Source organism: Marinobacterium arenosum (assembly GCF_019795155.1).
GTDB lineage: Bacteria > Pseudomonadota > Gammaproteobacteria > Pseudomonadales > Balneatricaceae > Marinobacterium_C > Marinobacterium_C arenosum.
On sequence record NZ_JAILYN010000007.1, the window covers coordinates 20,249 to 40,783 of the forward strand.

Here is a 20,535-nt window from a genome sequence, read left to right on the forward strand (position 1 = left end):
CTGCCGATGAGTTATGCCGAGCTGCATTGCCTGAGTAACTTCAGCTTCCTGCGTGGCGCCTCCCACCCGGAGGAGCTGGTGCAGCGGGCGGCCGAGCTGGGCTATCGCGCGCTGGCGCTGACCGACGAGTGTTCCGTTGCCGGGGTGGTGCGGGCCTGGCAGGCCTGTCGTGAGCTGCCGCCCGGGCATAATCTGAAGCTGATTGTTGGTGCCGAGTTCCGGCTGGACGACAGCTGCCAGGTGCTATTGGCGCCGGACCGCACCGCCTATGGCCAGCTCTGCAGCCTGATAAGCAAGGCCCGGCGGCGGGCCGGGAAGGGCCGTTATGAAATTCATTGGTCCGACTTCGAATCGGGGCTGGATGGCTGCCTGCTGCTGTTCCGACCGCCGCGCGACGAGGTGCAGGCGCACCGGCACGGCCGTCGTCTGGCTGGCTGCTTCCCCGAACGCTGCTGGCTGCTGGTGGAGCGGCTGCTGGAGGCCGACGACCAGCAGCAGTTCCGACAGCTGCAGGGGCTGGCGCGGCGGTTGAACCTGCCGTTGGTCTGCGCCAACGATGTCCATATGCACCTGCCGCAGCGGCAGCGCCTGCAGGATCTGCTGACTGCAATCCGCCTGCGCACCACGGTACAGCGGGCGGGTCAGGCGCTGGCTTGCAACGGCGAGCGCCACCTGCGCTCGCTGAATAAGTTGCGCCGCCTTTATCCGCCGGAGCTGCGTGAACAGACCCTCGCCATCGCCGAGCGCTGCCGTTTCGACTTGTCCGAATTGCGCTACGAATACCCGGCCGAACTGGTACCGCCGGGGCAACAGGCGGACGCGTACCTGGCTGAGCTGGTGGCGTCGGGTTGCCGCAGCCGTTTTCCCGATGGTGTGCCGGCCAACGTGCAGGCGCAGATCGACAAGGAGTTGCAGCTGATCCGCGAGCTTGGCTATGCCCACTTCTTCCTGACCATCCACGATATCGTGCAGTTCGCCCGCAGTCGCGACATCCTCTGCCAGGGGCGCGGCTCGGCAGCCAATTCGGTGGTCTGCTACTGCCTGCATATTACCGAGGTGGACCCGCGCGAAGTGAACCTGCTGTTCGAGCGCTTCATCTCCCGCGAGCGCAATGAACCGCCCGATATCGACGTGGACTTCGAGCACGAGCGGCGTGAGGAGGTGATCCAGTACATCTACCGCACGTACGGCCGCGACCGCGCTGGGCTGGCGGCGACGGTGATCAGCTACCGCGCCAAGAGCGCGATCCGCGATGTGGGCAAGGCGTTGGGCATGGATGAGAGTTATCTCGCCTGGCTGATCAGTCGGCTCGACCGACGTGACCACGGCAACCCCTGGCTGAAACAGCTGGCGGCGTTGGGTGGCGAGCGGCCGGCGCCGCTCTATCGCCAGTTCGTCGAGCTGGTGGCGGAGATTCTCGATTTCCCACGCCACCTCTCCCAGCATGTCGGCGGCTTCGTGATCTCCGCGGGGCCGCTGGCGGAACTGGTGCCGGTGGAAAATGCGGCGATGGCGGAGCGCACGGTGATCCAGTGGAACAAGGACGATCTGGAAGCGCTCGGCCTGTTGAAGGTGGATCTGCTGGCACTGGGGATGCTGACCGCAATCCGCAAGACCCTGGCGTTGCTGGGCGAAACTCCGGACAGACCGCTACGGATTCAGGATATCCCGCGCGAGGACAAGGCCACCTACGAGATGCTCAGCCGGGGCGATAGCGTCGGTGTATTCCAGGTGGAGTCACGCGCCCAGATGAATATGCTGCCGCGGCTGAAGCCGCAGAGCTACTACGACCTGGTGATCGAGGTGGCGATCGTCCGGCCGGGGCCGATTCAGGGCGATATGGTGCACCCCTACCTGAAGCGGCGCGATGGCATCGAGGACGTGGAGTATCCCAGCGAGGCGGTGCGCGCGGTGCTGGCGCGTACCCTCGGGGTACCGATCTTCCAGGAGCAGGTGATCGAGCTGGCGATGGTTGCCGCCGGCTTCAGCGGCGGCGAGGCGGACCAGCTGCGCCGGGCGATGGCGGCCTGGAAGCGTAGCGGCCAGATTCGCAAGTACCAGCAGAAACTGATTGACGGCATGCTCGAGCGGGGCTACGACCGCACGTTTGCCGAGCGGATCTGCCGACAGATCGAAGGGTTCGGCGAGTACGGTTTTCCCGAGTCTCATGCCGCCAGCTTTGCGCTGCTGGTCTATGTCTCCGCCTGGCTCAAGCGGCACCACCCGGCGGCCTTCTTCTGCGGCCTGCTCAACAGCCAGCCGATGGGGTTCTATTCTCCCTCCCAGCTGGTACAGGATGCCCAAAGGCACGGCGTAGAGGTATTACCGGTGTCGATCAATGAAAGCCGCTGGGATCATGCCTTGGAATCAGTAGCTCAAGGGCGTGCCAAGCCCGCTGCGACAGAGGGTTGTTGTAGGGCTGGAGCCGGCCGGCCAAACGCCGCTAGGCGTTGTATTGACGCCCCGGGTGACGCCCTACAGAGCGCCTGCTGCGGACGACATAATCCGGTATCGGCGCTGCGGCTGGGGTTGCGGCTGGTAAAAGGACTCTCCCGTAGCGCTGCCGATCGGCTGCTGTCCCAACGCCCGGCGACGGGCTTTGTTTCGCTGGCCGAGGCTCGGCGGTTGTGTCGGCTCAGTCGCGGTGACTGGGATGCGCTGGCCGCCGCCGGGGCGCTGAATCCGCTCTCCCGGCACCGCTACCAGGCGCGCTGGGAGCTGCTGGAACAGCCGCCGCAGTTGGAGCTGGCTGGCCCGGATGGTTCGGTCGGCAGCGCTGACGCAGAGCGGGTGCAACTGGCGGCGCCGGGTGAACAATCCGACCTGGAGGAGGATTTTCGTCACCTCGGCCTCAGCCTGGGTCGCCATCCGCTGGCGCTGCTGCGTGAGCAGGGAGTGCTGGGACGCTGTCTGAGCGCTGCACAGCTGCGCGCATGTCGGCACGGCCAGCTGGTGCATGTGGCTGGGCTGGTCACCAACCGGCAGCGGCCCGGCACCGCCAGCGGCGCCACCTTCGTCACCCTGGAGGATGAAAGCGGCCAGATCAACCTGGTGGTCTGGCAGGCGACCGCCAAGGCGCAGCGCTCGGCGTTGCTGACCTCCCGTATTCTGCAGGTGTCCGGGGTATTGGAGCGGGAGGGGGAGGTGATCCACGTGGTGGCCGGCCGACTGCGGGATATCAGTTTCCGGTGGGATCAGCTGAAAGTGAAGTCGCGGGATTTCCGCTAGCTGACCGGAGGCTGGCAGGAGAAGTTAGTGGGTGTTCTACCAGCAAGAATTGATGGTACCCCCGAGAGGAATCGAACCTCCAACCTACCCCTTAGGAGGGGGTCGCTCTATCCGATTGAGCTACGGGGGCACAAAAACAGAGGGGCGACTCAGGCTTTGCCGAGCCGATTTTGAGCGCGGTAATTATTACTGTTACCGCCGTCGGTGTACAGTTGATCTTGCTTGCGTTGGCCCTGCATCAGGGAAAGCAATTGACCGAGCTGGCGCTGGCGGCCGTTAGCAATCTGACCGTTGCGCTGGTTGGCTTGCTTGACCTGCTGGTTCAACCGTTCCAACTCTTGCCACAGTGGTAGCAGGTGCTGTTTAAGCGCATCAGGCAGCAGGGTAAAGAAGTCGTCGATGCTGGCGGCGTGGCTGGAGATCAGTTGCGACCATTGCTGTTTGCACGGGTCGAATTGACCGAGCAGGGTTTGCTTGTCGGCCATGATCCGTTCGAGTTCAGCATTGTCCGGCTTGGTCAGTACATCGCGCTCCCGGTCGAGCAGGTCGCTCAGTTGCTGCAAATAGCTGCAGCCCTGCCGTAGCAGGGCCGGAAGTTCAGTCAGGTTCTGAAATCGATTCGGCATTGATCAGGATTAGCTAAATAACTTCTCGAAGCTCATGAAACCTTCGGCGACCTTTTCGGCGTTCACCTTGTACTGGCCGCTTTCGATCTCCGCTTTGAGGCGGTCGACTTTTTTCTGGTCAACATCCGGCGTATTGGCCAGCTTCTGCTCAACACCCTGCAGAGTCTGGGCCGCACCGCTCAGTTTGACGGTATCCTGAGGCGCCGTAGCAACATTGTTATCCTGACGCTGTACATTATTGCCCTGGGTCGTTTGCGCGTTTTCGCTCACTCGACTGCGGACATTGGCTGCCTGGCCGGTCAGGTTTAATGGGTTGATAGCCATTGGTAAGACCTTGATCTGGTGTCCTGTTGCTATGGTTATCGGCGTCCCTCGGCGGAACTTTAACAAAAATTCCGCTCGCAGAGCCACTATAGCATAAAGCCTTTGTTTAAGGCGTACGCACCAACCCCTTGCCGATGACTTCCGCCTTCACCTCCTTGCCGGAGCGGCTGTTGGTGACCCGGATCTGGTCGCCGACTTGGCCCTGTTGTTGGGCGATGCCGGTGGCGCGGATCACCACGCCATTACGCTGGGCCTCGATAATGACTGAGTCGCCTTTGCTGACTGCAGCGGCGACCTGCAGGTCGCCACTGCTGATGATGCGGCCGGCGCTGAGCGTGCGATTGGCGATCTTGCCGATCGCCTGTTCCGGTGTGGCCAGGCTGTCCGAATGACGGATCATGTCCAGCGACTGGATCCGCAGGTGTTTGCTGCTGATCCGTTCGCCACGGCGGATGCGTACCGCGGCTGTCAGGCCGTTGCGCGAAGCGGATACGTTGGCCGAGATAAACAGGCTCCACAACGGCGCGTTGCAGCTGGCCTTGATCACCACCCGGCTGCTGCTGGTTTTAGGGGTGGTAAATCGCAATGGCGTGGTGCAGCGCTTGCGTGAGACCAGGTTATTAATAGGATTTACGTTGACTTCGATTAGCGCGCCGGGAAATTGCTCGCGGTAGTGTTGGTGCAGGAATTTTGCCGCCTGCTGCTCAATTGCGCTGGTTGTTTCCTGCCCAAAACTGTATAAAGGCATCAACAACATGCCTATCTGCAAGGCGGTTCGTACTAGATTTGTGATGTTCACCGTCCGGCTCTGGATAGTTCGGGTTCAGGGGTGGCGGGTGACGTCAAAGACGTAAGAAATAGTCCACAGGATCGAGAAATCATGTCAGGTATCCTAGATAGTGTAAACCTGCGTACCCAGATGGTGGGGCAGAACCGCCTGGAACTTCTGCTGTTCGCGCTGGAGTCGGAACAGCAGTACGGCATCAACGTGTTCAAGGTGCGTGAAGTATTGCAGTGCCCTCAGTTGACCGAAGTACCGCGACAGACTTCTGCGATCAAGGGGATGGCCCATATCCGTGGCGAAACCATTCCGGTATTGGACTTGTCGGAGGCGATCGGCCGATCCTCGATTCCTGCGACCGACCGCCAGCGCTGCTTCCTGGTGGTTGCTGAGTACAATAAGCGCACCCTGGCGTTCCTGGTCCGCAAGGTCGATCGCATTCTCAATACCCAGTGGGACCAGATCATGGCACCGCCGACCGAAATCGGGGTTGAGAACTACCTGACCGCGGTATTCGAGCATGACGGCAAGCTGATCGAGATTCTGGATGTCGAACAGATCCTGGCGGATCTGTATCCGATGTCGACCGAAGTCAGCGCCGATGTGGCCACCGACCGGGTCAAGGAGCAGGCCAAGCAGCACCATGTGCTGATCGTCGACGACTCCTCCGTGGCCCGTAACCAGATGCAGCGCAGTCTGGAGTCGCTGGGTCTGAAGGTGACCTCGGCCAACAACGGCCGTATCGCCTGGGATCTGCTCAACTCACTGACGTCGCGTGGCATCGACGTGACCGAGTATTTCCTGATGATGATCTCCGATATCGAGATGCCGGAAATGGACGGCTATACGCTGACCTCCATGGTGCGTGAAGACGAGCGGATGAGCGACCTGTTCGTTGTCCTGCATACCTCTCTGTCGGGTGGTTTCAACGTGTCGATGGTGAAGAAAGTCGGCGCAGACGGCTTCCTGGCGAAGTTCAACCCCAATGAGCTGGCCAGTGTGGTGGTGAACCGCATTGATGACATCAGCGCTCATTGATACAGGGTTGGATGATTAATGAGTTCAGGCTTATCGAGCCCGCTGTCGATCGATCGTAATGACTTCGCTCTGTTCAGCCGCTTTCTGGAGGATAGCTGCGGTATTGTGCTGTCCGAGAACAAGCAATACCTGGTGCAGAGCCGGCTCGGCAAGATATTGCAGGAGCAGCAGGTCAGTTCGCTGAGCGATCTGGTGTCCCGTCTGTCACGACCGGGCGGCAGCCGTTTGAAGGAGCAGGTCATCGATGCGATGACCACCAACGAAACCCTGTGGTTCCGAGATAGCCATCCCTACGATCTGTTGAAAGCCCGGGTGTTGCCCGAGTTGGTTGAGAACAACGCCGTCGGCAAGTTAAGAATCTGGTCGGCGGCCTGCTCGACCGGTCAGGAGCCGTACTCGTTGAGCATGATCCTGTCGGAGTTTAAAGAGCAGAACCGCAGCGCGTTCGGCTTGGGCGAGGAGATCGTTGCCACCGATATCTCTACCCATGTGCTGGCGCAGGCCAAGGCGGGCGTGTACGAGATGCTGGCGTTGGGGCGTGGCTTGTCGCCGGAGCGCAAGAATCGTTTCTTCCATGAACGCCCTGATGGTTCCTGGGAGGTACAGTCGGCGATCAAGTCGAAGGTCCGTTTCCAGCATTTCAATCTGTTGGGCCCGTATGGCAGCCTGGGGCGGTTTGACATTATCTTCTGCCGCAATGTGCTGATCTATTTCTCCACTGAGCGCAAGCTGGAGATCCTGCGTAAGATGCACGGCGTGCTGCGCAAGGGCGGCTACCTGTTCCTGGGTGCCTCCGAATCACTGTCCGGTCTGTCCGACCTGTACGAAATGGTGCATTGCCGCCCCGGCATCATGTACCGTGCGATCTAGAACGGATTGCCGCTCAAGCGGCAAATGGCTGCCGCCGGTGGCGGCCACATACTCTTGCTTCCACCGAAAAAGCCCGTAATAACGGGCTTTTTTCATTTTGGCCTGTAGTTTGCTTAAGTGGTTGTAACGAACACGGAGGCAACCGATGGCCATCACCTTTGATAAAGCACTGGGAATTCATGACGACGCGATGCTGTTGCGGGCGCGCCGGGCAGAAGTGCTGTCAAACAACATCGCCAATGCCGATACCCCGAACTACAAGGCGCGGGATCTTGATTTCAAGGCGGTATTGGAAGGCCAGATGCAGCTGGAGAAGCCGCTGGAGATGTCGCGTACCGACAACGCGCACCAGTACGGCATTGCCGATCCGGATTATGCTGCCGAACTGATGTTCCGCATCCCTCATCAGGCCTCGGTCGATGGCAACACCGTCGAGGTGCAGGAGGAGATGGCCCGCTATACCAAGAACGCGATGGATTACCAGGCCTCCTTCAACTTCCTTGACCGTAAGTTCAAGGGGCTGAGCTCGGCGATTAAGGGTGAATGACGATGTCTTTGAGTAACGTATTCGGTATTGCCGGCTCTGGCATGAGTGCCCAGACCATCCGGCTGAACACCACCGCCAGTAACCTGGCCAACGCCGAGAGTGTCAGCTCCAGTCTGGAAGAAACCTACCGGGCCCGTAAGACGGTGTTCAGTGTCCGCTCGCCGGAGCCGGAACAGATCCGCGATAACGCCGATGGCCTGCAACCGGGCCAGGGCGTCCAGGTGCTGGGGGTGGTGGAAAGCGATGCCGAGCTGCGCCAGGAATACAGTCCGGACCATCCGATGGCCGATGAGAATGGCTATGTTTACTACCCTAACGTCAACGTGGTCGAAGAGATGGCCGATATGATTTCGGCATCGCGGTCCTTCCAGATCAATGCCGAGATGATGAATACAGCCAAGCAGATGTTGCAGCAGACCCTGCGGCTTGGTCAGTAACGAGGAGACTAGTTATGGCTGTGAATGGCATTAACAGTAGCCAAAACGTCTACGAACAGATCAACCAGCGGGAGCAGGCAAACAGCACCCAGAAGACGGAAAACGCCGACAACGAGATGTTCATGGAGCTGCTGATTGCGCAGCTGAAAAACCAGGATCCGACGGCGCCGACCGATACCAATGCCTTCATGCAGCAGATCTCGTCGATGTCGATGGTTGAAAGCATGAACAACCTGAACAGCAATATGGAGAGTTTCACCGGCTCCATGTTGAGCAGTCAGCAGGCATTGCAGGCCTCTTCAATGGTTGGCAAGAGCGTTTATGTCGAGAGTAATACGGTGCCGATCGGCCAGAATGGCGCCAACGCCTGGGCGGAGGGCTATGCCGTGCTGGATGAGGCCACCGAGAACCTGAGGGTCAAGGTGTACGACAGCAGCGGTAGCCTGATCACCACCGCGGACATGGGGGCGCAGGACAAGGGAGAGGCTCCATTCTATTGGCAATCGCCGATGGTGGACAGCGATCAGCCGGTAGATCCGAGCGATCCGGATGGAGATAAGATTCAGGTGGTTCAGTACCCGCCGGGCGAGTACAAGTTCGTGGCCCAGGTGCCTGATGAGGACGGTGTTTATAAGGACGTGGCTGTGGCGATGAATATGCCGGTTAACAGTGTGTCCCTGAATGGCAGTGGCGTGGGGATGGAGCTGAATACCCCCGCGGGCAGCTACAAAATGAGTGAAATTGTAAAAGTCGGAGCGTGAGGAAGAGCAGATGGCAGGTTTTAATACAGCCGTAACGGGCATCAAGTCTGCGACCACAGAGCTGGATGTTGTCGGTAACAATATTGCGAACTCCAGTACGGTCGGCTTCAAGGCCTCCCGCACAGAGTTCGGTGATATTTACTCCAATGCGGTGGTCGGCGCGGGTTCCAGTAACGTGGCCGGGTCCGGTGTGACGGTCACCGATATCGCGCAGGACTTTAAGAGCGGTACCATCGAATTTACCAACTCCAACCTGGACCTGGCGATCAACGGTAGCGGTTTCTTCCAGCTCAGCGACGGCCAGGGCGGAGTGACCTACACCCGTGCCGGCTCGTTCGAGCTGGATAAGGACGGTTTTATCGTCTCCAAGAACGGCAAATACCTGCAGGGCTACGGCCTGGATGCCCAGGGCAACCAGCTGCCGCTGCGCAATATGGCGGTAGACCAGAAAGAGAGCCCGCCGCACGCCACCGAGAACATCGCGTTGTCGTTCAACATCGATTCGGCGGCTGATTCTTCGCTGCTGGCGCCGATCTACGATAAGAACAATGCCAGCTCCTTTACCTGGTCGACCACGGTGGAAACCTTCGACAGCCTGGGTAATTCGCACAATATCAAGTTTAACTTTGCCGAGCAGCGGCCGGTGCGCGAGGTGTACGAGTACACCGTTATGGAAAATGACGACGCCACCGCCGGTGATGGTAATGGTGACGGCACTTTCCCGGCGACCATTTCCGGTATCGCAATTGCCGACCTGGCTGCCCAGCTGACCGCTGATAACCACATCGACTGGGGGGCTAACGCCACCTATACGCAATATCGGCTTGATCTGGAGCAGCAGGATCCGCGTATCGACGTCGACAGCATGACCTTCGATCCGGCGACCGGGACTCTGAGTTTCGAGCTGAAAGCCGACTCGTCCGCCACCGGCGACGTGCGTGTGGTGGGGTTGGAAGATACCGACGCCGATGGCATCGGTGATCTCGCTACCCAGGCGGTTCTGGTGCCGAATAACCTGACCATCGATGGCTATCCGGCCACCCGCGATGCCAACGAGGTGCAGAGCTACACCCTGGATGCGGCCAATGCGGCGATCTTTGATGCGGCAAACGGCACCCTGCTGGCGGCGACTGATCTCGATATCGGCGGCTATCTGATTCCGTTGGATACCAGCATGACCGCAGATGATATCGGCCAGCTGATCGCTGACAGCGCCGAGTCGATCAAGGAGCTGAACCCGGATATCAAGGCGGTTCAGTATGACAGCTCCACCAATACCTTCGATATCATCTGGGAGGAGGAGTCTGGCGATGTCGGTATCCTACCGGTCAGCGGCGGCGCTACCAGCCCGTTCACCACGGCGGATAACACGCCTGCCAGCAACGTCAAGGGTGACAACAGCTTCATGGGTGTCTACCGGATGTATGGCTACCTGAACGACGATCAGCAGCTCAATTTGGGTAAGCGGGTCGATCCGGGCGAAGCCGGCTTTGCCGCTCAGAATACCGAGGTTGGTCCGGTGGTGATCAGGTTCAACCCGACCACCGGTGTGCTGTCTGAGGTAAACGGCGAAACGCTGATCGCTGGCGGTGCGGTGCCGAAGCTCACTATCCTGGGCGCTGACCCGGCCAACCCGACCGATACGATTCTGGAATCGGATATCGATAACCTGAAAGGTATCCAGCTGGATATCGCCGGTTCGACCCAGTACCGGGATGCCAATATCGTCAAGCCGGGCGGTTCTCAGGATGGTTATACCAAGGGTGACCTGATCGGCGTCTCCTTTGCTGAAACCGGTGAGATGGTGGCCAGCTTCAGTAACGGTCAGTTGATGAACCTGGGGCTGGTGGCGGTTGCCACCTTCGAAAACCAGTCCGGTCTGCAACCGGCGGGCGATACCGAGTGGGTGGCGACGCTGGAATCCGGCCAGGCCAGTTTGAACCCGCCGGGCACCGGCCTGAGCGGTACCTTGCGGTCGGCGGCGCTGGAACAGTCCAACGTCGACCTGTCCGAAGAGCTGGTCAAGCTGATCGAAGCGCAGCGTAATTACCAGGCCAACTCCAAGACGCTGGAAACCCTGAATACGGTGACCCAGTCGATCCTGCAGATCTGATCGCTTGGCATTTGCCGTCTTTTCTCTCCAAGGGGCTGCTTTGCAGCCCCTTGTTTCGTTGCGGTCTTAGGTCCGGCGGGATAGGTCTGGCCGGGTAGGTCTGGCCGGGTAGGTGCCGGCGTGTTTTCATCGCCTGCGACGGTGCTGCCCCGTACAGAGGTCCTGTAGGGCCGGACCCGGCCGGCCAAACGCCGGCAGGCGTTTCAACCCTCGGTGCCATCGGCGGGTATCGCTGGCGCCCCGGGTGGCGCCCTAAAGGGACCTGTCGTAGCAGCCCGCTCTGAGGGCGACCTCTGCAGCCTACGCCAATCCTTCCGCTATCGGTGCCCCAGGGGCATGCCAGGCCCGTTTCTACAGATTGGCCCACTCTTTGCTTTCTCTTATCAAATGACGATGCAGTGGCAAAGGCCACCCGACCAATTTAAGCGGAAGTTGAGATGGATAAGGTTCTCTACCTGGCAATGAGCGGTGCGCGTGAGAACATGCTGGCGCAGCGTGCCCACGCCAACAATCTCGCCAATGCCAATACCACCGGATTCAAGAGCGACCTGGCGCAAGCCCGCGCGATGCAGGTGTTTGGTGAAGGCTATGCCTCCCGCGTCTACGCTCAGAGCGAGCGCCCGGCGACCGATACCACCACCGGCACGCTGATCGATACCGGCCGCAAACTGGATGTGGCGATCGACGGGGACGGCTGGATTACGGTGCTGCGACCGGATGGAACCGAGGGGTACACCCGTGCCGGCGAACTGCAGATCAATGCCGCCAGCCAGTTGGTGACTGGCAATGGTTTGCCGGTGATGGGCAACGGCGGCATCCCGATCGTTTTGCCGGACATGGAAAGCCTGGAAATTGCTAAAAACGGCACCATCACCATTCGCCCGCTGGGCGCCGGTCCGGATGAAATTGAAGTTGTCGATCAGATCAAACTGGTCAACCCGCAACCGGGTACCCTGTGGAAGGGGCCGGATGGCCTGATGCAAACCGATAACGGCCAGCCGCTGCCGCAGGATCTGAATGTTGCATTGCGCTCCGGATATCTGGAGTCCAGCAACGTGAATGCCGTGCAGGAGCTGACCAGCATTATCGCCACCGCGCGTCAGTTCGAGATGCACGTAAAAATGATGAAGACCGCGGAGGAGAACTCCTCCACCGCCAGCCAGATCATGCGCCTGAGCTGATCGCGTAGGACCTGAGGAGAGTACAAGATGCACGGTGCGTTGTTTGTCGCGAAAACCGGCCTGGGAGCCCAGGATACCAACCTGAAGCTGATCTCCAACAACCTGGCCAACGTCAGTACGGTCGGCTTCAAGAAGGATCGCGCATCCTTTGAAGATCTTGTGTACCAGATGCGCCGCCAGCCGGGTGCCCAGTCGTCGGAAGAGTCTCAGTTGCCGTCCGGCCTGCAGGTGGGTAGCGGTGTGCGGGTGGTCGGTAGCCAGAAGCTGTTCGAAGATGGCGATTCAATTGTTACCGGCGAGACCTATGACCTGGCGATCAGCGGGCGCGGTTTCTTCCAGATCAGCCTGCCCAATGGTGACCTGGCTTACTCCCGCAATGGCCAGTTCCATATCAACCCCGACGGTCAGTTGGTGACGGCGGAAGGCTATCTGCTGGAACCCAACATCACCCTGCCGGAGGAGGTGGTGGAGGTTACCGTCTCGGCAGACGGTCTCGTCAATGTCATTACCGCCGGTGATCCGAATCCGCAGGAGATCGGTCAGATTCAGCTGGCTGACTTCATCAACCCGGCCGGCCTGCAGGCGATGGGCCAGAACCTGTTCCTGGAGACGGCGGCCAGCAATGCGCCGATCCTGAACAACCCGGGTGACGGCGGTGCCGGCCTGATCAACCAGGGGATGCTGGAGGGCTCCAACGTCAACGCGGTCGAGGAGCTGGTCAATATGATCACCACCCAGCGGGCTTACGAGATGAACTCAAAAGTGATCTCCACCGCCGATCAGATGCTGTCCTACGTGACTCAGAACCTGTAATAGCGGATTGAGGTGAAGACGATGAGAGCGGTCCTGTTGTGGACAATGGCGGTGTTGCTGCTGAGTGGCTGTGTCAACAAGCCGCCGAAGCCGGACAATCCGGTCTATGCGCCGGTACGCCCGCAGGCCCTGGTGCAACCCCAGGCGGTGACCGGTTCCATCTATAACCCGGCCACCAGTATGGATCTTTATGGCGAAGGTCGTGCTCGCCGGGTGGGCGATATCCTGACCGTTGTGCTGACCGAGAGTACCCAGTCCAGCAAGAGCGCCAAGACGGAGGTCGACAAATCCGGCTCAACCACGCTTCAGCAACCAACGGTGCTGGGCAATGCGGTTTCGATCGCTGGCAACCCGTTGAGCTTCAGCTTGCCGGAAAGCACCACCGAGTTCGAAGGGGAAGGTAAATCCAACATGAGCAACAGCCTCAGCGGCAATATCTCGGTGACCGTGCATGAGGTGTTGCCCAACGGTACGCTGCTGGTACGGGGCGAAAAGTGGCTGACGTTGAACCAGGGCGACGAATATATCCGCATCTCCGGCATGGTGCGGCCGCGAGACGTGCTGGCGGATAACACGGTGCTGTCGACCAAGCTGGCGGACGCCCGGATCACCTACAGTGGTACCGGTAGCGTGAGTGATTCCAATGTAATGGGCTGGGTCAGCAAGTTCTTTATCAGCCCGCTCTGGCCGTTCTAACAACCGAGGTGCATGCGATGCAGAAGTTGATTTCGTTGATGCTGTTGCTGCTGGTATCGATGACCGCCAGCGCAGAACGGCTGAAGGATATCGTCAGCGTCTCCGGGGTGCGTTCCAACCAGTTGGTCGGTTACGGCCTGGTGGTGGGGCTGGACGGCACCGGTGACAAAACTTCATTTACCTCGCAGACCTTCCGCAACATGCTGAACAACTTCGGCGTGGCGATTCCGGCGTCGGTCGATCCGAAGTCGAAAAATATCGCCGCCGTGGCGATTCATGCCGAGCTGCCGCCGTTTGCCAAGCCCGGCCAGCGGATCGATATCACCGTGTCGGCGATCGGTGATGCCAAGAGCCTGCGTGGCGGCAGTCTGCTGATGTCGCCGCTGAAAGGGGCTGACGGGCAGGTCTACGCGATCGCCCAGGGCAACCTGGTGGTGTCCGGCTTCGGTGTCGAAGGCAACGATGGCTCGCGGTTGTCGCTGAATGTGCCGAGTGTCGGCCGTATTGCCAACGGCGCCACGGTCGAACGGACGGTGCCGAACGCGTTCAACCACGGTGACAGCCTGGTGATCAACCTGAACAACCCGGACTTTACCACTTCACGTCGGGTGGCGGAGCAGATCAACGCGTTGCTCGGACCGCAGATCGCCTCCTCAATGGATGCCTCCTCGATCCGGGTTCGGGCGCCGCGCGATCCGGCGCAGCGGGTCTCCTTCCTGTCGATCCTGGAAAACCTGGAGGTGCAGCCGGCCGAGGAAGCGGCCCGGGTGGTGATCAACTCCCGCACCGGCACCATCATCATCGGCCAGAACGTGCGGGTTTCGCCGGTGGCGATCACCCACGGCGGCCTGACCGTCAATATCACCGAAAACTTCGATGTCACTCAGCCCAATCCGTTGGGTCGCGGTGAAACCGTGGTGACGCCGCGCAGTACCATCGAAGTGGAGGAGGGCTCCGGACATATGTTCGAGTTCGCGCCGGGTGCCTCGCTGCAGGATCTGGTGGAAGCGGTCAATCAGGTTGGCGCTGCGCCGGGCGACCTGATGGCGATTTTGGAAGCGCTGAAGCAGGCCGGGGCGCTGAAGGCTGAATTGGTGGTTATCTAACATGCTGAAAACCCCCAGTGCCGCCGACAGCAAGCTGTTCACCGATCTGGCCGAGCTGCAGAAACTGAAGTCGAAAGACAACCGCAACACCCCTGAGGCGCTGCAGGCTGTCGCCCAGGAGTTCGAGCAGCTGTTCATGAACATGATGCTGAAAAGCATGCGCCAGGCCAACGAGGCGTTCGGCAAGGACAACTTCCTGAACTCCAACGATGTCCAGTTTTACCAGGAGATGCTCGACAGCCAGTTGACGCTGGAGCTGTCCAAGAAGCAGGGGGTCGGCTTGGCGGAGGTGATGGTCCGCCAGCTTTCCAAGACGCTGCCGGGCGGCGGAGAAAAGGCGGCCAGCCAGGCGGCGGATAATGCCGGAGAGACTGTCTCCTCCACCGGTGTGGGCAGCGCTAAGCTGCCACGGCCAGAGCCGGCTGCAGATCCCACAGCACTGATCGCTCGTATAGTCGAGTCGGCCGCTGTGGTGGAATCAAAACAGCCGCAAAAGCAGGAGCTACCGCCCCATATCACCGCTCCTGATTCTGCCGAACTGCAGCCGGTGCCGGTGAAGAAGACTGAACCGGCCGCAGTGGCGAAGGTGTTGCCGGATAGCTTCGACAGTGCCGAGCAGTTCGTCAGCGAACTGACCCCGCTGGCCGAACGGGCGGCCGCTGAATTGGGTGTTAGACCGCAGGTGCTGCTGGCCCAGGCGGCACTGGAAACCGGTTGGGGCAAGCATATGGTGCGCCGTGAAGATGGCAGCAACAGCTACAACCTGTTCAACATCAAGGCGGACCGCCGCTGGGATGGCGAGCGGGCCAGCGTCAGCACCCTGGAGTACCGGGATGGTATCGCCCAACGGGAACAGGCGGCGTTTCGCGCCTATGGCTCCTATCAGGAGAGTTTCGACGACTATGTCGCCTTCCTGAAGGAGAACCCCCGCTATCAGCAGGCGCTGCATCAGGCGGCCGACCCGGAAGCCTATTTGCAGGAGCTACAGCAGGCGGGCTATGCGACCGACCCGGCCTATGCGGACAAGATTATCGAGATTGCCCGCCGGCCGCTGCTGCTGGCGGGAATTACGCCTCAAGATTCCTGATCGCTTGTCGCTAACTTAACTAATGTTATTGGCCCCTTTTTTGTGGGCACGGACGAATCAAGGTAGGTGGATGCCATGTCTTTCGGATTGCTGAACATCGGTACCCAGGCATTGAATGCCAACAGCTCCTCACTGGCGGTGGTTGGCCAGAATATCGCCAACGTCAACACCGAGGGCTACAACCGCCAGACGGCAAACTGGGCCACCCGTGAGGGCGGCAACGGGGTGGTGGTCTCGTCCGTGGAGCGCATCGTCGACCAGTTCCTTGCCAAGCAGCTGCGAGGGGATAGCTCCACCTACAACTTCGACGATCAGAAGGCGCTGTACTCTTCGCAGCTGGATAATATCCTGGCGTCGGCTTCCAGCGGTCTGGATGGTGCGATCGATAAGTTCTTCACGTCGATGCAGAACATCGTTGACGACCCCACATCGATCCCCAACCGTAATCTGTTCCTGGAAGATACCGAGGCGTTGGCACGACGCTTCAATACCTTGGACGATACGCTGAACAGTCAGATCGATGTGCTGAACAACCAGTTCTCCGATATCAGCGATAAGGTCAACGTATTGACCAAGCAGGTTGCCCAGCTGAACGAAAAGATTCAGTTGGCCGATGCCAAGGGGACGCCGGCCAACGAGCTCTATGACCAGCGCGACCAGGCGATCAAGTCGCTGTCCGAGATAATGGAAATCTCTGTCAGCAGTAACAACGGCGGTGTCACCGAGAGCATCTTTATCGGCAGCGGGGTGCCGTTGGTGGTGGGCATCGATGCCAACGAGATGGTTGTCTCGACCGGTAACCCGCGCATCAATCAGTACGAGATCAGCGTGCGGATCGGCAACAATTCGGTCGAAGTAACCGACCAGATTAAAAGCGGCCAGCTGGGCGGCTTGATCGATTATCGCGATAGCATGCTGAACCCCGCGATCAACGAGATCGGTCGAATCGGCCTGGTACTGGCGGAAACGATGAATGCCCAGCACCAGAAAGGCGTCGACCTGAACGGTAATCTGGGCGGGGAGCTGTTCAATGACATAAACGACCCCAGTGCGCTCCGCGCCCGCATTCTGCCGAACCACGAAAACAAGGGGCCGACCCCCAGCAAGCAGTACGTCTATATCACCGACATCACCCAGGTGGAGGCCAGTGATTACAATCTGAAGTTCACCTCGATCCGCGACTTCAGCATCACCCGCGAGTCGGATGGCCAGGTCATCAAGATGTCGCAGCTGACCCAGGTGACCGATCCGCAGGATGTCACCGACGGCAGCTACTACGTGGATTGGAGTACTGGTGAGCTAACTGTCAGCGTCGATGGTTTTCGGACTGAGCTGGAGGTTGATGGCGGTTTTCGGTTGAACAACGAGTATCTGATCCAGCCGGCCCGCTACGGTGCGCGCGATTTCGATGTTCAGATCAACGCGGCCGATCAACTGGCGCTGGGCAGTCCGGTGCGGATTACCGAAAATGCCAATAATCAGGGCAACGGTATCGCGCTGGTGGAGGTTGACGATGTCACCCGGCCGACCTTCACGACCGGCACTCAGCAGCTGACCCCGCCGGTGGAGGTGGTATTCAATAACACCGACCCGCTCAGCTACACGGTGTACGATATCAGCGATCCGGACAACCCGGTGCCCCATGACCAGGGCTACGGTCCGATGAAAGATATCTCTTTCACGGCCGGCGACAGCATCGATATGGATGGCTACACCATCACCATCAACAACCAGCCGAAACCGGGTGACCGCTTCACCTTCGATTACAACAGCGACGGGGTGTCGGATAACCGCAACGCGCTGGCGATGTCCAACCTGCAGAGCCAGAAACTGACCCCGCAGGGCACCTACCAGCAGAGCTACGATGTGCTGGTGGAAACGGTCTCCAGTCAGACCGCCAATGCCAAGGTAAACCTGTCGGCCAGCGATGCGATGCTGCAGTCCACCGTCAACCAGTTCGCCTCGGTGTCGGGGGTGAATATGGACGAAGAAGCGGCCAAGCTGGTGCAGTTCCAGCAAGGTTATCAGGCGGCGGCACAGCTGATCAGCGCCTCCCAGACCATCTTCGACAGTCTGTTGAACAGCCTCTAAGGTAGCTTGTCATGCGTATCTCCACCCAGCAGCAATATGCCAACGCCGTACGCAATATGCAGCGTAACCAGAGCAACCTGGCCGACCTGCAGAACCAGGTTGCCACCGGCAAGAAGTTCAGCCAGCCCAGTGACAATCCGCTGGTATCCTCCCAGGTGGTCAAGCTGAACCGCGAGCTATCCGAATTGGAAAAGTACCAGAACAACGTCGAGGTCACCCAGCGCCGGATCGAGCTGGAAGAGACGGTGTTGGGTGATATCAATACCGCCATGGACAGGTTGCGCGAAGTGACTATCCGGGCCGGCGATGCCGCACTGAATGATAACAACCGGGCCTCAATCGCAGCAGAGATCCGCCAGATCGTCGACAGCATGGCCGGTCTGATGAATACCAAGGATGCCGCCGGTGAGTATATCTTTTCCGGCAACAAAGGCTTCCAGCAGCCCTATACCCAGAATGCACTGGGCCGCTATGACTACAACGGCGACGACGGCCAGCGTCATATCCAGGTCGGTTCGACGCTGACGGTGCCGGCCGGCGACTCCGGCTTCGAGCTGTTCGAGTCGGTCGCCGGCGCATTGCAGATAAGCCTGAACAGTGATCCAAACAGCGATGGTCAGGCTGAACTGGCGATCCAGAATGCCCGGTTTGCCAGTACCGCGGCTGAAACTCAGTTCAAGGACTATCAAAAGCTGAACCAGACCGGTGATCTGCAGTTCGAGATCAGTGTCGAGCAGGCCGATCCGCTGTCCTACAGCTACCGTATCCTGGACAGTGGCGGCAATGAATTGCAGGCTGCCCAATCGCTGGGGGGGGCGTTGTCGTCTGGCCCGGTTGCGGTGAACTTCCAAGGGTTGCAGTTCGATCTGGTAGCACCGCCGCTTGATTCGCTGGAGTTTGAAACCTCTGCGGAGGTTAGCGGCGTCCAGGCGGTGTCGTTGACCGACCGCACTGCAGCGGAAAGCTTTGCCAAGCAGTATGGCGATGTGACCATCAATTTCACCGATGATCTCCTCAAGGAATATGAGCTGGTCTCGTCGGTGACCGGCCTGCCGATCGATATCGGTGGTACGACCACCTTCAACTATGTCGATAACGGCACCATCAGCTACGGCGGTATCGAGGTGCAGCTGGGTACGCCGGTGACCGGTGACAGCTTTACCGTGCAGGCGCCGACCACCAACCCGGAGATCACCAGGCAGGTCTCCAATGTGACCGATGTGGAGATTGTCGATACCGCGCAATTTGCAACCTTCTCCACCGCGATGCCGGTTGGCGGCAAGATGGATGTGGTGTTCGATACCGGCGCTGGTACCTATGAGCTGTTCGATGACGGTGGCGTTTCTCTGGGCACCTTCAACCTTTCGGCGCTGCCGGATGTGAACCTCGGTACCGATCCGGTACTGCCCAGCGTTGCGGTCGATACCGGTCTGAAACTGGAAACCGGGACCCTGGTCGATGGTGAGCGGCTGACAATCAATGTGCCGCCCAGGGCTCAGTCGACCATCAAGGTCGAGCCGGAGCAGAAGAATATCCTCGATGTCGCGCTGGACCTTGCAGAAGTGTTGGAAACTCCGGTACTTAGTCAGACACAACGAAACGAATTGAATGATGCGTTGGCAACGGCATTGGATGGTATCGATGAAGCGCAGGAACGGATTACCCAGTCCACTGCGGCGATCGGTTCACGCTTGAACACGCTGGAGGATATCAAGTCCGCCAACGAGGATTTTAAGCTGTATACCAAAACCACCCTGTCCAATCTGGAAGATGCCGATCTGACCGAAGTGATCACCGAGCTGCAGTTGGAGCAGACCCTGCTGCAGGCCTCGCAGACGGTGTTCGGCAAGGTGCAGTCGCTGAGCCTGTTCGATCATATCCGTTAAGTTTTTTCAGGTGACTTTCTAATCCGTAGCAGACCACTAGGCATGCCCTTTAGGTACTGGTCGCGACAGGGGTGGCAAGGTCCGTGGGTGTCGCCCTCGGAGCGGGCTGCTACGAAGCGCCGTCCTGTAGCAGCGGGCTCCGACCGTGACAGGAATTGGCACGGTCCGTGGGTGTCGCCCTCAGAGCGGGCTGCTACGAAGCGCCGTCCTGTAGCAGCGGGCTCCGACCGCGACGGGGCTTGGCAGGGACCGTAGATATCGGCCTCAGAGCGGGCTGCTACGGCAGATCTCCTGTAGGGCGTCACCCGGGGCTCCACCGCCGCAGGCGGTTGAAACAAAACGCCTGCCGGCGTTAGGCCGGCCAGGTCTACCCGGCCGGGTCCGGTCCTACAGCAGCCTGCCGGAGGCTAAGCTGGAAAGGCTCGGCTGCTGTCGTTCTTATTTAAACGCCCGATACGCCTTGGCCGCCTTGCCACCCTGGTTCAACTTCTTCTTCTCTTCGACCACCTGCTGCCGGCGGGCCTGGGCCTGGGCGATCAGCTGCTGGTCGATCTGCTGGATCTGGTGAATCAACTCACGCACCCGGCCGGCGTCCTCGGGCGGCGGTGCCTGATCGGCAATCCGGGCGATCAGCTCGCTGCGCTGCTGCTGCAGCTGCTCGAATTCCAACCACTTCTGTTCGGCGGCAAGCTCGGTCAGTTGGTGAGTCAAGGTCAGCGCCTGTTCGAGGGTCTGCAACATGGTTAAACGCCCGTTTGACGATTGTTTGCGAAAAGTCCTTAAGCATCCAAGGGTACTGGCCGCTAACCATAAAGCAACCAGTTGTTGGCGCGGCAAAAAAATCGCTTCTTTACGGAAAATAATCGCTAAAGAGGCATCTGAACCGGTCGATAACCCTGAGTACAGATTTCTGACAGCCTGCCGGAGAAAACAGACCGACAGGCGAAATG

The 20,535-nt window shown here is 59.6% G+C and carries 18 protein-coding genes and 1 tRNA gene; 14 read left to right on the forward strand and 5 right to left on the reverse strand.

What is annotated here, in order from left to right; genetic code table 11:
- Positions 1 to 6 precede the first annotated feature (6 nt).
- Positions 7 to 3,228: an error-prone DNA polymerase gene (locus tag K6T12_RS04850; protein ID WP_222220028.1), complete on the forward strand. Its 3,222-nt coding sequence runs from the start codon at positions 7 to 9 to the stop codon at positions 3,226 to 3,228.
- 53 nt (positions 3,229 to 3,281) lie between these two features.
- Here K6T12_RS04850 and K6T12_RS04855 read toward each other — a convergent pair.
- From K6T12_RS04855 to flgA, 4 genes are all read right to left on the reverse strand, one after another.
- Positions 3,282 to 3,358, reverse strand: a tRNA-Arg gene (locus K6T12_RS04855).
- A 19-nt stretch (positions 3,359 to 3,377) separates the two neighbouring features.
- A complete protein-coding gene (locus K6T12_RS04860) occupies positions 3,378 to 3,854 on the reverse strand; it encodes a flagella synthesis protein FlgN (RefSeq protein ID WP_222220030.1) in 477 nt (158 codons plus the stop codon).
- Positions 3,855 to 3,863: 9 nt separating this feature from the next.
- Positions 3,864 to 4,178, reverse strand: a complete 315-nt coding sequence (flgM, locus tag K6T12_RS04865; RefSeq protein ID WP_222220032.1) for a flagellar biosynthesis anti-sigma factor FlgM — start codon at positions 4,176 to 4,178, stop codon at positions 3,864 to 3,866.
- Between the two features lie 106 nt (positions 4,179 to 4,284).
- A complete protein-coding gene (flgA, locus tag K6T12_RS04870) occupies positions 4,285 to 4,926 on the reverse strand; it encodes a flagellar basal body P-ring formation chaperone FlgA (protein ID WP_222220033.1) in 642 nt (213 codons plus the stop codon).
- Between the two features lie 132 nt (positions 4,927 to 5,058).
- Here flgA and K6T12_RS04875 point away from each other — a divergent pair, with 132 nt between their 5' ends.
- The 13 genes from K6T12_RS04875 to flgL all read left to right on the forward strand — a co-directional run bounded on the left by K6T12_RS04875 (position 5,059) and on the right by flgL (position 19,585).
- Positions 5,059 to 5,997, forward strand: a complete 939-nt coding sequence (locus tag K6T12_RS04875) for a chemotaxis protein CheV (RefSeq protein ID WP_222220035.1) — start codon at positions 5,059 to 5,061, stop codon at positions 5,995 to 5,997.
- An 18-nt stretch (positions 5,998 to 6,015) separates the two neighbouring features.
- Positions 6,016 to 6,867, forward strand: a complete 852-nt coding sequence (locus K6T12_RS04880; protein WP_222220037.1) for a CheR family methyltransferase — start codon at positions 6,016 to 6,018, stop codon at positions 6,865 to 6,867.
- Between the two features lie 145 nt (positions 6,868 to 7,012).
- Entirely contained in the window at positions 7,013 to 7,414 is a 402-nt protein-coding gene (gene flgB, locus K6T12_RS04885) for a flagellar basal body rod protein FlgB (RefSeq protein ID WP_222220039.1), read from the forward strand.
- Positions 7,415 to 7,416: 2 nt separating this feature from the next.
- Positions 7,417 to 7,851: a flagellar basal body rod protein FlgC gene (gene flgC, locus K6T12_RS04890; protein ID WP_222220041.1), complete on the forward strand. Its 435-nt coding sequence runs from the start codon at positions 7,417 to 7,419 to the stop codon at positions 7,849 to 7,851.
- Between the two features lie 14 nt (positions 7,852 to 7,865).
- Positions 7,866 to 8,612, forward strand: a complete 747-nt coding sequence (locus K6T12_RS04895; protein WP_222220043.1) for a flagellar hook assembly protein FlgD — start codon at positions 7,866 to 7,868, stop codon at positions 8,610 to 8,612.
- A 10-nt stretch (positions 8,613 to 8,622) separates the two neighbouring features.
- Positions 8,623 to 10,725 carry a flagellar hook-basal body complex protein gene (locus K6T12_RS04900; protein ID WP_222220045.1) on the forward strand — a complete coding sequence of 701 codons (2,103 nt, stop codon included), beginning with the start codon at positions 8,623 to 8,625 and terminating at the stop codon, positions 10,723 to 10,725.
- A gap of 437 nt (positions 10,726 to 11,162) precedes the next feature.
- On the forward strand, positions 11,163 to 11,906 hold the full coding sequence (gene flgF / locus K6T12_RS04905) for a flagellar basal-body rod protein FlgF (RefSeq protein WP_222220047.1): 744 nt from the start codon (positions 11,163 to 11,165) through the stop codon (positions 11,904 to 11,906).
- Between the two features lie 27 nt (positions 11,907 to 11,933).
- A complete protein-coding gene (gene flgG, locus K6T12_RS04910) occupies positions 11,934 to 12,719 on the forward strand; it encodes a flagellar basal-body rod protein FlgG (protein ID WP_222220049.1) in 786 nt (261 codons plus the stop codon).
- A 21-nt stretch (positions 12,720 to 12,740) separates the two neighbouring features.
- A complete protein-coding gene (gene flgH / locus K6T12_RS04915; protein ID WP_222220051.1) occupies positions 12,741 to 13,415 on the forward strand; it encodes a flagellar basal body L-ring protein FlgH in 675 nt (224 codons plus the stop codon).
- Positions 13,416 to 13,432: 17 nt separating this feature from the next.
- Positions 13,433 to 14,521, forward strand: a complete 1,089-nt coding sequence (locus K6T12_RS04920; RefSeq protein ID WP_222220053.1) for a flagellar basal body P-ring protein FlgI — start codon at positions 13,433 to 13,435, stop codon at positions 14,519 to 14,521.
- A gap of 1 nt (position 14,522) precedes the next feature.
- Positions 14,523 to 15,608 carry a flagellar assembly peptidoglycan hydrolase FlgJ gene (gene flgJ, locus K6T12_RS04925; RefSeq protein WP_222220055.1) on the forward strand — a complete coding sequence of 362 codons (1,086 nt, stop codon included), beginning with the start codon at positions 14,523 to 14,525 and terminating at the stop codon, positions 15,606 to 15,608.
- A gap of 75 nt (positions 15,609 to 15,683) precedes the next feature.
- A complete protein-coding gene (gene flgK / locus K6T12_RS04930; RefSeq protein WP_222220057.1) occupies positions 15,684 to 17,699 on the forward strand; it encodes a flagellar hook-associated protein FlgK in 2,016 nt (671 codons plus the stop codon).
- A gap of 11 nt (positions 17,700 to 17,710) precedes the next feature.
- The gene (gene flgL / locus K6T12_RS04935) at positions 17,711 to 19,585 is read left to right on the forward strand and encodes a flagellar hook-associated protein FlgL (RefSeq protein WP_222220059.1); all 1,875 of its coding nucleotides are present in this window, start codon (positions 17,711 to 17,713) and stop codon (positions 19,583 to 19,585) included.
- Positions 19,586 to 20,023: 438 nt separating this feature from the next.
- On the opposite strand, the gene fliT is transcribed toward flgL, so the two are convergent.
- Positions 20,024 to 20,326 (reverse strand): flagellar protein FliT, encoded by a 303-nt coding sequence (gene fliT / locus K6T12_RS04940; protein ID WP_222220061.1) that lies wholly within the window; start codon positions 20,324 to 20,326, stop codon positions 20,024 to 20,026.
- Positions 20,327 to 20,535: the final 209 nt, after the last annotated feature.